At 56.6% G+C, this 13,691-nt stretch carries 11 protein-coding genes and 5 pseudogenes; 6 read left to right on the top strand and 10 right to left on the bottom strand.

The features are described from left to right. Positions 1-255, top strand: a pseudogene (locus ROS217_RS24765) (hypothetical protein); the annotation flags it as partial. Positions 256-614: 359 nt separating this feature from the next. Here the strand turns inward: ROS217_RS24765 and hpxZ are convergent. From hpxZ to ROS217_RS19835, 6 genes are all read right to left on the bottom strand, one after another. Beyond that, the gene (gene hpxZ / locus ROS217_RS19860) at positions 615-1,019 is read right to left on the bottom strand and encodes an oxalurate catabolism protein HpxZ (protein WP_009819602.1); all 405 of its coding nucleotides are present in this window, start codon (positions 1,017-1,019) and stop codon (positions 615-617) included. Continuing rightward, positions 1,016-2,191 (bottom strand): amidase, encoded by a 1,176-nt coding sequence (locus ROS217_RS19855; protein WP_083781597.1) that lies wholly within the window; start codon positions 2,189-2,191, stop codon positions 1,016-1,018. Before ROS217_RS19855 ends, hpxZ begins: the two co-directional genes overlap by 4 nt. A gap of 11 nt (positions 2,192-2,202) precedes the next feature. Continuing rightward, positions 2,203-3,495 carry a TRAP transporter large permease gene (locus ROS217_RS19850; protein WP_040651917.1) on the bottom strand — a complete coding sequence of 431 codons (1,293 nt, stop codon included), beginning with the start codon at positions 3,493-3,495 and terminating at the stop codon, positions 2,203-2,205. A gap of 9 nt (positions 3,496-3,504) precedes the next feature. Next, positions 3,505-4,017: a TRAP transporter small permease gene (locus tag ROS217_RS19845; protein ID WP_009819599.1), complete on the bottom strand. Its 513-nt coding sequence runs from the start codon at positions 4,015-4,017 to the stop codon at positions 3,505-3,507. Positions 4,018-4,147: 130 nt separating this feature from the next. Beyond that, on the bottom strand, positions 4,148-5,149 hold the full coding sequence (locus ROS217_RS19840; protein WP_254656490.1) for a TRAP transporter substrate-binding protein: 1,002 nt from the start codon (positions 5,147-5,149) through the stop codon (positions 4,148-4,150). A 166-nt stretch (positions 5,150-5,315) separates the two neighbouring features. After that, complete coding sequence (locus ROS217_RS19835) at positions 5,316-6,842, bottom strand: gamma-glutamyltransferase family protein (protein WP_083781596.1); 1,527 nt, start codon at positions 6,840-6,842, stop codon at positions 5,316-5,318. A 189-nt stretch (positions 6,843-7,031) separates the two neighbouring features. Between ROS217_RS19835 and ROS217_RS19830 the strand changes: the two genes are divergently transcribed. From ROS217_RS19830 to ROS217_RS19820, 3 genes and pseudogenes are all read left to right on the top strand, one after another. Beyond that, positions 7,032-7,727 (top strand): TetR family transcriptional regulator, encoded by a 696-nt coding sequence (locus ROS217_RS19830; protein WP_198134931.1) that lies wholly within the window; start codon positions 7,032-7,034, stop codon positions 7,725-7,727. A gap of 193 nt (positions 7,728-7,920) precedes the next feature. Beyond that, positions 7,921-8,607, top strand: coding sequence for an IS6 family transposase (locus ROS217_RS19825; protein WP_040651916.1), 687 nt, complete (start codon positions 7,921-7,923; stop codon positions 8,605-8,607). A gap of 55 nt (positions 8,608-8,662) precedes the next feature. After that, positions 8,663-9,085: pseudogene (locus tag ROS217_RS19820) on the top strand (IS6 family transposase); the annotation flags it as partial. A 55-nt stretch (positions 9,086-9,140) separates the two neighbouring features. Here the strand turns inward: ROS217_RS19820 and ROS217_RS19815 are convergent. The 4 genes and pseudogenes from ROS217_RS19815 to ROS217_RS19800 form a co-directional block, all read right to left on the bottom strand. Continuing rightward, positions 9,141-9,455 (bottom strand): annotated as a pseudogene (locus tag ROS217_RS19815) (IS6 family transposase); the annotation flags it as partial. A gap of 133 nt (positions 9,456-9,588) precedes the next feature. After that, positions 9,589-10,242: an SCO family protein gene (locus ROS217_RS19810; RefSeq protein ID WP_009819592.1), complete on the bottom strand. Its 654-nt coding sequence runs from the start codon at positions 10,240-10,242 to the stop codon at positions 9,589-9,591. Positions 10,243-10,559: 317 nt separating this feature from the next. Then, positions 10,560-11,426, bottom strand: a pseudogene (locus tag ROS217_RS19805) (nucleotidyl transferase AbiEii/AbiGii toxin family protein); the annotation flags it as partial. Further along, positions 11,416-12,246 (bottom strand): type IV toxin-antitoxin system AbiEi family antitoxin domain-containing protein, encoded by an 831-nt coding sequence (locus tag ROS217_RS19800; RefSeq protein ID WP_009819590.1) that lies wholly within the window; start codon positions 12,244-12,246, stop codon positions 11,416-11,418. The gene ROS217_RS19800 and the pseudogene ROS217_RS19805, both read right to left, overlap by 11 nt. 162 nt (positions 12,247-12,408) lie before the next feature. On the opposite strand from ROS217_RS19800, the pseudogene ROS217_RS19795 reads away from it, so the two are divergent. Together ROS217_RS19795 and ROS217_RS19790 are read left to right on the top strand one after the other, a co-directional pair. Next, positions 12,409-12,912, top strand: a pseudogene (locus ROS217_RS19795) (TRAP transporter large permease subunit); the annotation flags it as partial. A 63-nt stretch (positions 12,913-12,975) separates the two neighbouring features. After that, on the top strand, positions 12,976-13,677 hold the full coding sequence (locus ROS217_RS19790) for an IS6 family transposase (protein WP_009819874.1): 702 nt from the start codon (positions 12,976-12,978) through the stop codon (positions 13,675-13,677). Positions 13,678-13,691 lie beyond the last annotated feature (14 nt).

Below are 13,691 nucleotides of genomic sequence, written 5' to 3'. Positions count from 1 at the left end.
ATGCGCGTTTACTTCTTCAATCCCAACAATGACAGCGGACAAGATTGGGGCCACGGTATCGTTGTCTCGACACAGGGCAGCGGAGAACGGTTCGGGGAAGGTTCGCTACCCTTCGAGGATTTTGCCGCTCGGCTCTACTTGTTCCACGATGACGGGCTGACGCCCCTTCCGACAGTGCCGGTGCCGGACAACCAGATTGTGAGTATCGCGACCAAAGGGCGAAAAAGCTGGGCTGCTGGCCGTGGCGATCTTTGACCGACAACGCCCAAGTAAAGTGATAGTGCAGGCCTCATCCGCACCCTTTCTGCACCTAGCTGCCTTTCAGCTATCGCGCGGTGAACGGTCACTTGCCGCCGTGCGTGACGGTGATCGATGTTCAGGCTGAACAGATGGCGACCGTCAGGTGGGGTTTGTGAAGCAGCGTGCTCCGTGACATTGTCCGCGACGTCTATGGTCACCGCAACAGCCCCACATCGCCAAGGTGATGCCCTCGGTCCCGGTTAACAACTGGTCGAAATTTCCGCGACCACCTCTCGTGAAATTGTCACCGAGAACTGACCCACATGCAACCTTACACAGGCCTGACTCAGCTGGGGATTAAGGGGTTCCAAAGGCTATTTTTCGAGGTCGACAATAGAAACGTGGGCCGAGACAATTTGCCAACCCGTGGCTGGAACCTTGACGAGACTCTGACTCTGTCGTCCAGTTCGGGAAGCAGGCCAACCGGCGCGGGTGAATACCGCATTCGTCGTGGCAAAATTATCGCCAAACGTGGTTATGACAACGCGTTCAAGACGCCTGGCCAGACCCACACCCGGACGCGCCTTGCGGAACGCAAGAATTTCATCCTGGCCAAACAGGTTCTCGGAGGCGCCCAGCCTGATCGTCTGATCACTCGCCCAAAATAGGGCATCAAGGGTCTCAACATCATTCGTGACAAGAGCGGTTTCGTAGCGATAGAAAACCTCAGTCACTTCGGCATGCGTCTCGGGACGGTTTATATCCAGCAGCACGCTCATTCGCGATCCCGTGGCACTGGTGCAAAAATCTGAGCAGTCTCAAGGAGGAGATGATCCGTCCCTCGCGCTCCCGCAAGAGAGAGCCCAACAGGTGCGCTGGCGTAGGTTGTAAGCGGGATGGTGATTTGTGGTAACCCCGCATGCCCCGCTACGCAGAGCATGGTCAAAGCGGCATTGCGAAGGACTTCCAAATCACCCTGTTGCGTTGATCGCAGCGGAGCGGCACCAGGCGAGGTTGGGAAAACAATGACCGTTTTGGAGTCAATCGCTTTTTCAAGATGCGCACGGATGTTGTAACGCCTTTCAACTGCAAGGTCGAAGTCTTGCCGTGTAATTCTGCTCGCCGTTTCAAACCGCTCTCGGATACCGGGACCAAAGTTAGGTTGGTTTTGTATGATCCAAGGGCCAAGGGTTTGCCAGATTTCATAGCCTTGATGGATACGAAACACCTCCAACCAGCCTGCCAGATCATCGCCTCTCGAGATGGGATCCGAGCGATGTTCAACCACAGGAAGTGCCGCGCGCAGAGCCGCTGAAACGCCCTCCTCAGCCAATGACCAAAGGTCAGACGGCAGCCAGAAATTGACTTGCTCCGCAGAAGTCTGCGCACTCTGGAAGACAGAGGCGACGGCCGCCATGGTCCCCAAATCGCGTGTAAAAAAACCGGGGGTGTCGTAGCTGGGTGCCAGTGGAACAAGTTTGTCCCCTGAAATGAGCCCATGTGTCGGACGCCAGCCAAAAAGACCGCAAAAGGACGCGGGCAAGCGGATTGAGCCGCCTGTGTCACTACCAAGACCGATCTCCACTAACCCGGCAGCCACACCTGCCGCAGAGCCAGAGGACGATCCCCCAGGAACTCGATCCGGAGCCGCGGGGTTCACGGGAGTGCCATAGCGCGCGTTAACCCCCATGAGGCTGTAGGCAAGTTCATCCATCTGCGTCTTGCCGATGATCTCAGCGCCTGCGTCCAACAAAGCACGCACGACGGGAGACGTCTTGGTCGCCACCCCGTGAAATTTGGCCCACTCAGGGCACCCGGCTCCGGTCACCTGACCCGCGATGTCAAACCCGTCTTTGACACCAACGCGCATGCCCGCAAGCGCGCCGGTAGGATTTTCACCCAAAAGGGGCCTGTCAAACCTAGCTATGAACGGATCACATGTTGCCAGCATCCGGCGTCTCCTCAGAAAGATGTTGAAATATTCGGATAGAACTGTGCGGGCAGCCAAAGCGACGTAATCGGAACATAAGTGATTACCGCCAGCGCGATCAAACCGACCAGAATAAAGGGCAGCGCACCCTTTATGGCTTCATTGAAGGTGACGCCCAATGCACCGGAGACAAAGAGGTTCAGGCCGAATGGCGGGGTGAACATGCCAATCGCAGCATTCACCGCAAGAACAATGCCGAGATGGATGGGATCTATGCCCGCCGCAACCGCGACAGGAGCGATAAACGGCACAAGGATGATGATGATGGAATTCGGGTCAAGGACCATGCCAGCCAAGAGAATGATGCAGTTTATCGCCAAAAGGACGTAAATCGGATCATTGCCAATTCCGGCCAACAGTCCTGTCAGACCGTTCGCCATACCCGACGTCGTGAGATACCACGCAAAGGATGAAGCCGCAGCAATGATGATCATCACCTGAGATGTCGTAATCGCACTGTCGACGGCAGAAACAAAAATATCGGACAGAGTCATCTCTTGATAGATGAGTGCCGAAACGAAGATGGCATAAATCACCGCAACGGCAGCCGCCTCGGTTGGGGTGAAAATGCCGCCATATATACCCCCGAGAATTATAAACGGCGTGGCCAACCCCCAGAAACATCCGCGCGCCGCGTTCATGATTTCTGTCCAATCCCACCGCGCCTCGCGGGCCATGCCTGTGACCCGTGCATAGACAACACAGACGGCGATGAAGGCCAGACCATAGACCAACCCAGCACCGACACCCGCCAAGAACAGCGCCCCGATCGACACACCAGTGACCGCGCCATAAACGATCATGAAAATCGACGGTGGGATGATGATGCCCATGGATCCCGAACTCATCAGCAGGCCGATCGAAAACCAGCGTTTGTATCCTTCCTTTTCCATCGCAGGCAGCATGATCTTGCCAACAGCGATCACGGTTGCCGGGCTGGAACCCGATATCGCGGAAAAGAACATCGAGCTTGTGACAGTTGTGATACCCAACCCGCCAAGCATGGGGCGTACCAGCGCATTTGCCAATCTTATCAGTCTCTTGGAAATCCCTCCCTGTGCCATGATATTGCCCGCAAAGATAAAGAACGGGATCGCCATCAGCGGAAATTTGTCAATGCCGGAAAACAATCTCTGGATGACCAGCACGGGCGGCGTCGCGGTCGTGGTTTCCAGCACCACCATCACGGGCAGCAATAACACGATGAAAACCGGCACTCCCACAAGTAGCAGAGCGACCAATGATCCAAAGAAAGCAACGTGCATCTAGTGTCCTCAGGCTGTGCTTTGAGCGGCGGTCAGACGGCGTGCATCTTTTGACAGAAACAAGGCGTTCTGGATGAACCGCACCGACATGAGCGTGCACCCCGTCGGGATGGCAAGGTAGACAACCCACATGGGCCATTCGAGCGAGGCGGATGTCTGGCCGAACTGCTTCATCTGGCTGACAAGGGTCCAGCCGTACCATGCCAGCATCGCCGTGGTGCCCGCGGCAATCAGGGCCGCAAACTGTGCCAAACGGTGCGCCATTCTAGGAGGTAAGATGGCTCCCAGAACATCAATCGAGATATGAGCCCCCGAGCGGGCCCCGATGGCCCCTCCGATGAACACGAGCCACACAATGGAATAGCGCGTCAACTCGGCAGCCCAAGCGAGAGCCACACCAAAGAACGCCCGCAACGCCACATCAGCTACTAGAATGAGAACCGCGACCAGCAAGAGGAGTGCGACTGTCGTCCGTTCCAGAAATGTCAGGGTCGTGTCTATCCATTTTAGCCATTTCAGCATCGGCAAAGTCCTTGTTGAAGAGGCAAAGATCGGTCGAGTGCAATCCCGATAGAGAGGATCAGCCCGCTGAGCATGACGCCCATGGGGCCGATCCTAAGGAGCTGGCAACGACAAACTCTACCGTGTCCGATCACTTCGAGAAGGCTTCGATTTCGGCATAAGCCGCCTCAAGCAAGTCACTGCCGATACGATCTGCGAATTTCTCATGGACCGGTTGCATGGCCTCGGCGAACAGAGACAGTTGTTCAGCCGTCATTTCGACCACTTCGGTTGTCCCGGCATCACGGATTTCCTGAAGCAGCCGACCATTATCCTCGGCAGAAACGTCGCGCTGGTAATCGCCCGCCTCTTGCGCCGCAGTCATCAGCATGTCCTGCATTTCAGGGGCCTGAGCATCGAACCACACCTTCGAAAAAATGAAAGCTGTGCCGATGTAGCCGTGATTGGACAACATCATGTAGTCCTGCACTTCGTAGAACTTCATCGAGTTGATTGATACGATCGGATTCTCCTGACATTCCACGACGCCTTGCTGCAGCGCGGTGTAAGTTTCGGAAAATGCCACTGGAATAGCGGTCGCCCCCAGTGCCTCAAACTGAGCAATCAAGAGCGGGCTCTCCATCACGCGGACATTGCGCCCGACATAGTCCTCGGGTTTGCTGATCAGATGGTTGCAGGTCAGTTGTTTAAATCCCGACTCCCAGAACTTTGCCCCAACGAAACCGGACGCTTCGAGCGACTTGAGCATCGTGCCGCCGACCTCTTCTGAATCGAGCAGAGCGTAGGTCGCCTCGACCGAAGGAAACAGGAAAGGCAGGTCAATTAACTGTAACGACGGGCTAAAGTTTGCGAGCTTGGCAGTCGGAATGGGCGCAGCCTGCACCGCGCCAAATTGCATTTGCTGCGCGACCTCAACATCGTCCCCAAGTGCATTGTTGGCGTAGATTTCGACCTCATAGGCCCCGTTCGACGCGGCCTCGACAAGCTCTTTGAACTTCACGGCACCTTTGTGCTGTGCGGACGTGTCTGGCAGGTCGTGGTGAAACTTGATGACCTCCGCAAGAGCGACAGTCGATGTCATACTCAGCGCAAGCGCTGTAAGGCAACCAATTGTAATCTTTCTCTTATTCATTCTCGTTCTCCTGTAGGACAAGTTTCTGTTTGACGCGTGAATGTGTGAGCGACACGAGGTAAGGGCACAATTACTTTGCAATTCTGGTGTCTTTTTGACCGGGCGCTACAAGATTGTTGCCCGTCGAAACGGCAGGATGAGTGCTTTATGGGCGATCAGTAAATCTTCAGAACGCAAGGGCCGCACCATCAGCACGCGGATCGCTCGCGGCTTCCATCAGTCCTGAGCGATGCTGCACCACGGCGCCCGCGTGCCCAGCAAGATCCGACCACGGTGCGATCATTTCGATGTCGTGGCCGACCGCGCGCAGCCCCGCAACGAGAGAGGGATCAAAGCGATCCTCAAGTTTGAGCGTCGTGGTTATTTCACCCCAGGTCTTGCCCAACAGCCAGCGTGGCGCGCTGACCGCCTCCTGTAGATCCTGACCGAAAAGCGCATATCGCGTGAAGACTGCCGCTTGCGTTTGCGGCTGCCCTTCGCCCCCCATAGTGCCATAGGCCATGATGCGACCATCGTTCAACGCGGCCAGTGCGGGATTGAGGGTATGAAACGGGCGCGCGCGCGGGCGTAACTGATTTGGGCCGGGGTCCAGCGAAAACCCCGCACCCCGGTTCTGAAAAAAGACGCCCGTATCGGTACAAGTCAATCCGGACCCGAATTCCCAGAACACGGATTGAATGAAGCTGACAACAGTTCCCTCTGCATCCGCCGCCCCCATCCAGATTGTGTCGCCCGTCTTTGCCGGGTGCGGCCAAGGCAAGGCCCGCGCAGGGTCAATTCGGCTCGCGAGGGTGTCGATATGATCAGTGTGCAGCCAGTCTTGGGCTGGGCGTTCCATGAAATCAGGATCGCCAAGTTCCGCGTTGCGCTGAATGAAGGCCTGCTTTGTCGCCTCAACCAATCCATGCAGATGCGCAAAGCCTTCTGCGTTGGTCACGCCAAGGTGGTCAAAAATCGCGAGGATCATCAAAGATGAAATCCCCTGCGTCGGTGGCGTCATGTTCCAGAGGTGCCCCGCGCCAATCTGCGTTGTGAGCGGCGTCACCAGATCTGCTGAGAATGCGTTTAAATCCTCAAATCGCAGCGGGCTTCCCTCCCCTTCCAGAAAGGCGGCATGGGTCTTTGCGATGTCACCACGGTAAAAATCATCCAGCCCGGTCTCAGCCAGACTTGCGAGCGTATCGCCAAGCGCAGACTGTCGCAGCCTGTGCCCCGGCGCAGGTGGCTTTCCTCCGACAAGATAGGTTTGGGCAAAGCCCGGCACGTCCCTGAGCCCATCCAGTTTTTCCGTCGTGGTGCGAGATTGATTGCCGGTGACGGCGATCCCGTTCCGTGCCTGCGAAATCGCGGTGCCAAGGAGATCCTTGAGCGGCATACGGCGACGTTCCGGAACCAGCGCCAACGCTTTGACCCAGCCATCAATCGTGCCCGGCACCGTCAGCGCCGCCAAGGCTCCACGCGTAGGAATCGCAGCTGTTACACCCTGCCCAGCATACCACCCGGGCGTGGCCAGAGATGCAGCCCGACCGCAGGCCGATATTCCAACAGGCGCCATTCCCGGCCGATGGATGAGCCAGAACCCGTCACCTCCAATCCCGTTCATATGCGGGTATGTGACAGCAATACTCGCAGCGGCGGCAACCATTGCCTCAATCGCGGAGCCGCCCGCGTTCAGCACGTCCCTGCCTGCCAAGGCCGCCGTTCTGTGGGGCGCACTGAACGCGCCGTTATATCCTAATGCTGAAAGTAGCAATTTCTTCACCCCTACGAGAGATCATGGAAACATGAGGCATTGGTTAAAAATGTAAGTCAACTATTACTTACCATTCCTTTCAAACAAAATCTGTTTATGATGGACTGGGTAAAACATCGAGGAATACTGATGAGCAATAAAATTTCAGCAATCCCAGAGGTCGTGTCTAGGAGTGAAGGTCGAAGCGCATCGCAAACGAAGGAGAAGATATTGCTCGCAGCGATCGAAGAGTTTTGCGAGCACGGATACGCTGGTGCCAGCACAACGAATATCGTACGCGCGGCAGGCTGCAATATTCGGATGCTCTACCATTACTTCGAGAGCAAAGATGGCCTCTACCTTGCCGCTCTGACGCGGGTCTACCAGCATCTGCGTAGCAGCGAAGCCTCTGCGGATTTCTGGAATCTGCCCCCTAGACAAGCAATCATTGCTCTGACGCATTTCACGTTTGACTACATGCTAAAAAACCAAAGTTTTCCGCGAATGATAATCAATGAAAACCTCAACAAGGGGCGCGCAGCGGTGAATATTGCTGACTCGATTAGAACAGCATCTGCACCATTCATCGCAAAGATAGATAAGTTGATTTCACAGGGCCATGCATCAGGCGACTTTGCCAACCGGCCGGATGCACTTAATCTCTACCTCACAATTCTGGGCCTCAGTTTTATTCACATCACCAACAGGTTCACTCTCACGACGACTTTTGGCGTCGATATGTCTTCGGAGGTGTTCCTTTCCGAGCGCAGGGAACATATCACGCAGACTATTTTGGCCCTGCTGTCTTGCAGCATCAAGCCTGAACGAAAAGGGCTGAAAGTTTGAGTTTCCTGTTCCAATGACCCAGCTTCCGAACCTTTAAGGCTCTTTACCTCCGCTCTGGCGGGGCCCGGCGTATTGCGCAACTTGCCCATTGGCCACTACGCTGTGATGGGCTCTGTCGCAAACTTTTGAGTATCCAGACCGTCAGCTGATGGTACTGATTAGTCGAGAGAAACAAGTGCGCGGGTTGAGCGGAATGACAATTGATTTCAAAGGCGTACACTATCCCAAACCGGTGATCGTGTTTGCTGTTTTTTTCTACGTCCGCTACGCTGTGTTCTACCGAGATATTGAGGAGATCATGACTGAGCGAGGTGTCACCGTTGATCACGCCACCTTAAACCGATGGGTGGTAAAATTCTCACCCTTAATCGCCGCTAATGCTCAAGCCCGGAAGCGGGCTACGGCAAATTCTTGGAAGATGGATGAAACTTCCATCAAAGTCCGGGGCAAGTGGACCTATCTCTATCGCGCCGTAGACCGAGATGGCCAAACCCTTGATTTCATGCTGTCTGAGCGCCGTAATCTGGCTGCAGCCCGCAGGTTTTTCAATCAGGCCATTGCCGCAAATGGCGTACCGGATCGAGTGGTCATCGACAAAAGTGGTGCCAATCTGGCCGGCCTGATGGCAGTCAACGTGATCCTGAAATTTACCGGGATGGGCCGTCTTGTCACGATCCGGCAGGTCAAGTATCTCAACAACATTCTGGAACAAGACCACCGTTTCATAAAGCGGATCACCGCTCCGATTACGGGCTTCAAAGCTATTCATTCCGCCGCCGCAACCATCGCAGGTATCGAAGTCGCTCACATGATCCGAAAGGATCAGTTTGCAGCAAATGGAACAACCCCCTTCCAGAAATTTGCTGCGCTTGCGGCATAATCATGTCCGCAGGGCAACCTTTTCAAAGCCTTGCTAAAGTTTGCGACAGAACCCTTATCTGTACCGCGCCGTCGATCAGGACGGTCAAACTCTTGATTTCATGCTGTCAAAGCGCCGCGATACCGCTGCCGCGCGAAGGTTCTTCATGCGTGCCATTGGCACCAACGGTGTCCCAGACCGAATTGCCATCGACAAGAGCGGCGCCAATTTCGCTGGCCTGCAAAGTCTAAACGTCATCCTCAAATTCGCGGGAGTTGGCCGGATCATCGGTATCGTTCAATCAAAATACCTCAACAATATCGTTGAGCAGGACCATCGGCTCATCAAACGAATCACGCGGCCGATGTTGGGCTTCAAGGATTTCCACTCTACGGCAGCAACGTTGGCTGGGATCGAAACCGCGCATATGATGCGCAAGGGCCAATTAGATCAAACCGGCATCTCCGCTTTCAAGCCGTTCGCGGCCCTCGCAGCATAAGTGTGACCGGCGAAGACCGTCCTTCAGTCAGGCGAAAACTTTGCGACAGAACCTGCTCGCCTTCGTGATCCACGGCACGCCAGAGGTAGTGCCGCTCACCATTGATTTTCACGAACATCTCATCCAGATGCCAGCACCATCGACTGGATTTCATGCCGTGGATGCGGCGTTTGCGGATCTCGGCAGCGAACATGGGGCCGAACCTGTGCCACCAGAACCGGACCGCCTCATGGCTGACGTCGATGCCGCGCTCGTGCAGCAAATCCTCGACGTTGCGAAGCGATAGTGGGAACCGGACATGCAGCATCACCGCCAGGCGGATGATTTCGCGGCTCGTCTTAAAATAACGAAACGGATCTGGTTTGGTCATCTCGAGACGCTATAATTCCGTCCTGCCCGTCTCAAGAGCTTTTGCTCTGACAGTACCCGAGACACGCATAGCGCCTCCGAACAAGGCTGTGATTGCACTGGCTGGAGTTGCAACATGCTTCAATGACCGCACATTATTTGCCGTCCTCTCCAAGCTCAACATCAAACCGAGCTAAGCTGTCAGAGTATTTCGTCACGATCTCCATCACATGCTCCACTGGCAGAATCGGCGGAATCAAGGTCAACACCCTGCCGCTCGCGTCGAGCAAAAAGATATGACTGCTATGGGCGTAGATCGGGCCATACTCCGGATCGCCCACGATCTTTTCAAAGTTGATCTGAAATGCATCGTAGGCTTCGCTTAGCGCCTCGCGATTGCCGGTCAAACCGACAAGATCCGCCGAAATCTTTGTTAGTGCCGGACCCATCGTCTCGACCGTATCCAGCACCGGATCTATGGTGATCAGAACTGGGCTGACTGAAATACCGCGCCGTTCCAGAACCTCCGCCGCATCCGCCATCATCGGCAGCGCCGCACTGCAGATGCCCGGGCAATTGGCATAGCCGAAGAACACAAGTTGCATCCGGCCTTCGGGATCAATCTGGGTACGGGTTGTTCCGGTATGGTCGATCAGCTCGAACCCGCCGCCGAGTTTCCATGGCAGTGGCATCACTTCATTCGCTAGGTCGATGACAGGCGGCGTTGCGTGTTTCTCGGTGCCATGCGCCAGCGCGCCAGACCCCAAACAGCCACATGCCACGGCCAGCAACAGATCACGTAGCTTCATTCGAACAACTCCTTGAGAAATGGCTTCTCCTCTTCAACGCCAATGCCGGTATAGCCGTGCGCGGCAATTTCCGCGTTGACGCGCGGGTCACGCCGAAACCACGGTCCCTTGCCCTCGGCACCGGGATGGACCCCGGCCCATTCCTTCGTCCAGCGGTTCGCGGCGATCCATTCGACATCACCTTCGGCGCGGATTTTCTGCACCAGATATATCTTCGTCGCCCCCAGATCGGGATCCTCGATCAGCAGGCCATCAACCTCGACCTGCCTACCACAGAACGGCAGCAGTTCAACCACCGCCCCGGTAAATGCGGCCTGAGCATTCTTGTTGGGATTGTTCACGTTGATCAGCTTCCATCTGACGGCTGGTAACCCGGCCCCTTGAGGGCGGTCGATCGCGTCGAAGTCGGGGTCGCCTTCATGCAGGGTTCTCAGGAATCTCTTCGCGTCATCGTTGAGGCGGGATTGAATATCCCCGATCAGGCGGTCGCGTGTCGCGATCAGTTCCGCAAGGTCGACCGCCTCCTTCGTCATGCCCTCGAATTCTCGCGCATAGGGCTGATCCAGATCGATCAGGTTTGGATTCAGCAGTTCGTGCGGCGGGCGTGGTGAACTCGCGACGTAGATTAGAAAGGTGCGGAATAACTCGTCGGTAAACCCTTCATTCTCGTAGAGGAGCTTGACGTCGTAGAGGTCTCGCGGGTGCTGGCGATCGAGGGCCGCATGTAGCTTACCGCCGAACAAATCCTCGAAGGAGACGATGTTCATCGTCGCATATCCGAACTCCTCCTCGACGGCTTCGGAGACTTCACGTTGTTCCGGATCATGCACGACGCCCCGGGTAACGGGGGAGGTTTCGATCTTGATTTCGGCTGTGCCCAGGCGTGCAAGCGCGCGCGTGGCGCCACCGCCACCGCCGGCAATGCGCTGCGCTTTGGCGCCGGTGATGCCGCCTTCGATGGCGGCGGCAATCCGGTCCATCGCGTCGTTGATCTCGACGAGGCTTTCGGCGCGGTCCTTGACAGGCAGATAGGTCAGATCGATATCGACTGAGAGCCGCGGAAGGTCGCGATAGAAGAGGTTGATGGCCGTCCCGCCCTTGAGCGCAAATATCTCCTCCTTCGCGACATATGGAAGTACCCGCACGAGCAGGGCCACTTGGGCGGCATAGTCTTCACGCGCCATCACCACGTTCCTTTCTTACAAACTCTTCGGGCACCATGATCCTGTAGCGCGGATGTATCTTGCCGCCTTTGACCAATGCGCGATCCCCGCTGCCGAGGTCGAACTCTTCCGGATCGAGACGCTTGCGCCAGGCATGGTCGTGGCGGTCGGCAAAGACGAAGAACAGGCGTTTGACCTTGATCTTCTTGCAGCTTCTGAGCAGTGCCGAGAGGGTTCTCGGGCGCAATGTCGTCAGGCTTTCGAACGCCATGTCGAGGGTGTGAAAGCTCTCCTCATCCGGCAACTCGTCCAGCGCCTCAAAGATCGCGCGTTCCGGTGAGGACATCACCAGTTTCCAGTCCCAGGGCAGGGACGATGCTGTCTCTCCCTGATTATTTCGCGCGTCATCGACACCCAACTCCGGGTCGGAGAACAGCGATACGCTGCGTGTGCGGAGTTCGGTGTTCAGCGGCAGTTTTTCGAGCCAAGTGGGAATTTTTGAGCCGTAGAGCCAGACTGTGCTCTTGTCGCCGAGTGAGAGATAGTGCGCATAGCCTTGCAGGCCCAATGCCGTCGCGCCCCCGATATGGACAGGGTAGTGCATGATGTGCTGGAGCGAGAGCAGGCAGGTCTTCCAGTCGAGCGTATTCGTGGTGGCGCTGCTTGGTGCGGGACGGCGAAAGACGCCGCGGCCAAGGCGTTCCAGCCAGCCGCGTTGGACATAGGCGTAGGACGAACGCCGGCCTATCCCGTGGTGCTCAAGCCAGGCGGAGTCCACGAGGAACCCCGTGGGAACAGCCTCAAGAAGGTTCTTTAGTTTTTCGTGTTCTTGTCCGCTCATAGGCGACACAATGATATGTTTTTAAAGAGGCCGCCACTTGTTTCTGTGGAGACCCACAAAATAGTCCGTCAAAGATGGACAAATTTTCTCTTTTTCAAAGAGACTGGTGGTTGTCGGCTCTGAAACTCACCAGCAAAGCAGGGCGGGGATGCCCTCGAAAACATCTCGATCATCATCCTGTTTCTCTTCGTGCTCTTCACTCTGCTCGGCACGGGCGTCTGGGTGGGCCTCGCGCTGATGGGCGTGGCCTGGGTGGGCATGGAGCTCTTCACCTCCCGTCCGGTGGGCGATGCAATGCTCACCACGATCTGGGCCTCGAGCTCGAGCTGGACGTTGACCGCCCTGCCGATGTTCATCTGGATGGGCGAAATCCTCTACCGCACGCGGCTGTCGGAAGACATGTTCAAGGGGCTCTCGCCGTGGATGGCGGGGCTGCCCGGCGGGCTCGTGCATACCAATATCGTGGGCTGCACGCTCTTCGGGGCGGCCTCGGGCTCCTCGGCGGCCACGCTCTCGACCGTCGGCAAGATGACCATTCCCGAGTTGCGCCGGCGCAACTATCCTGAGCCGGTGGTGGTGGGCACGCTGGCCGGGGCGGCGACGCTCGGCCTCATGATCCCGCCCTCGCTCACGCTCATCGTCTACGGCGTGACGGTGAACACCAGCAGGTGTTGTCACGTTAACGCCCTGCACATTGCTGGCCGAGGGTTGTCAGCGTAGTTGGTGGCGATGCGAAATCAAGACATCCGCTACAAGCGCCACCGGTTTCCACCCCAGATCATCGCTCATGTCGTCTGGCTCTACGCCCGGTTCAACCTGAGCCTTCGTGAAGTCGAAGAGTTGATGTTGGAGCGCGGCATCGACGTTTCGTACGAGACAATCCGGCGCTGGACGGTAAAGTTTGGCCCGCTGATTGCCCGTACTCTTCGGCGACGACAACCGCGCCCCGGCCATGTCTGGCACCTGGATGAAGTCGTTGTGAAGATCGCGGGCCGGTCCTTCTGGCTTTGGCGAGCCGTTGATCAACACGGCGTCGTCCTTGAGGAGATCCTACAGCCCAAGCGGGACAAGCGCGCGGCAAAGCGGCTTCTGGTCAAACTGATGAAACGCTGGGGCTTCGTGCCCAAACGGATCATTACGGACAAATTACGATCCTACGGTGCCGCCAAGCGCGAGGTCGCACCTGGCCTGGATCATTGGTCCCACAAAGGACTCAATAACCGAGCCGAGAACAACCATCTGCCCTTTCGAAAACGCGAGCGGCTGATGCAGGGCTTTCGATCGCCGGGCGCACTACAACGCTTCGTGTCTATACAGTCCGCCACCCGCAATTGCTTCTCCGTGCCAGCCCGCCGCCGCTCCGCCATCACCATCCGCTACCACCGGCTCGAAGCACTCGAGGCATGGAAAATCGCGGCCAATGTCGCTTGATGTGAGATCGGCAC

Origin of the sequence: Roseovarius sp. 217 (assembly GCF_000152845.1) — a bacterium.
Taxonomy (GTDB): Bacteria; Pseudomonadota; Alphaproteobacteria; order Rhodobacterales; family Rhodobacteraceae; genus Roseovarius.
The sequence above is the reverse complement of the archived record's forward strand: the minus strand, read 5'-3'. Positions and strand labels throughout refer to the sequence as shown.

Bases quoted from the DNA above. Each gene is read 5' to 3' on its own strand.
- ROS217_RS19790 (WP_009819874.1), top strand. From the start codon at position 12,976: ATGCGAAATCAAGACATCCGCTACAAGCGCCACCGGTTTCCACCCCAG.
- ROS217_RS19825 (WP_040651916.1), top strand. From the start codon at position 7,921: ATGACAATTGATTTCAAAGGCGTACACTATCCCAAACCGGTGATCGTG.
- hpxZ (WP_009819602.1), bottom strand. From the start codon at position 1,019: ATGAGCGTGCTGCTGGATATAAACCGTCCCGAGACGCATGCCGAAGTG.
- ROS217_RS19845 (WP_009819599.1), bottom strand. From the start codon at position 4,017: ATGCTGAAATGGCTAAAATGGATAGACACGACCCTGACATTTCTGGAA.
- ROS217_RS19840 (WP_254656490.1), bottom strand. From the start codon at position 5,149: ATGAATAAGAGAAAGATTACAATTGGTTGCCTTACAGCGCTTGCGCTG.
- ROS217_RS19830 (WP_198134931.1), top strand. From the start codon at position 7,032: ATGAGCAATAAAATTTCAGCAATCCCAGAGGTCGTGTCTAGGAGTGAA.
- ROS217_RS19800 (WP_009819590.1), bottom strand. From the start codon at position 12,246: ATGAGCGGACAAGAACACGAAAAACTAAAGAACCTTCTTGAGGCTGTT.
- ROS217_RS19810 (WP_009819592.1), bottom strand. From the start codon at position 10,242: ATGAAGCTACGTGATCTGTTGCTGGCCGTGGCATGTGGCTGTTTGGGG.
- ROS217_RS19850 (WP_040651917.1), bottom strand. From the start codon at position 3,495: ATGCACGTTGCTTTCTTTGGATCATTGGTCGCTCTGCTACTTGTGGGA.
- ROS217_RS19855 (WP_083781597.1), bottom strand. From the start codon at position 2,191: ATGCTGGCAACATGTGATCCGTTCATAGCTAGGTTTGACAGGCCCCTT.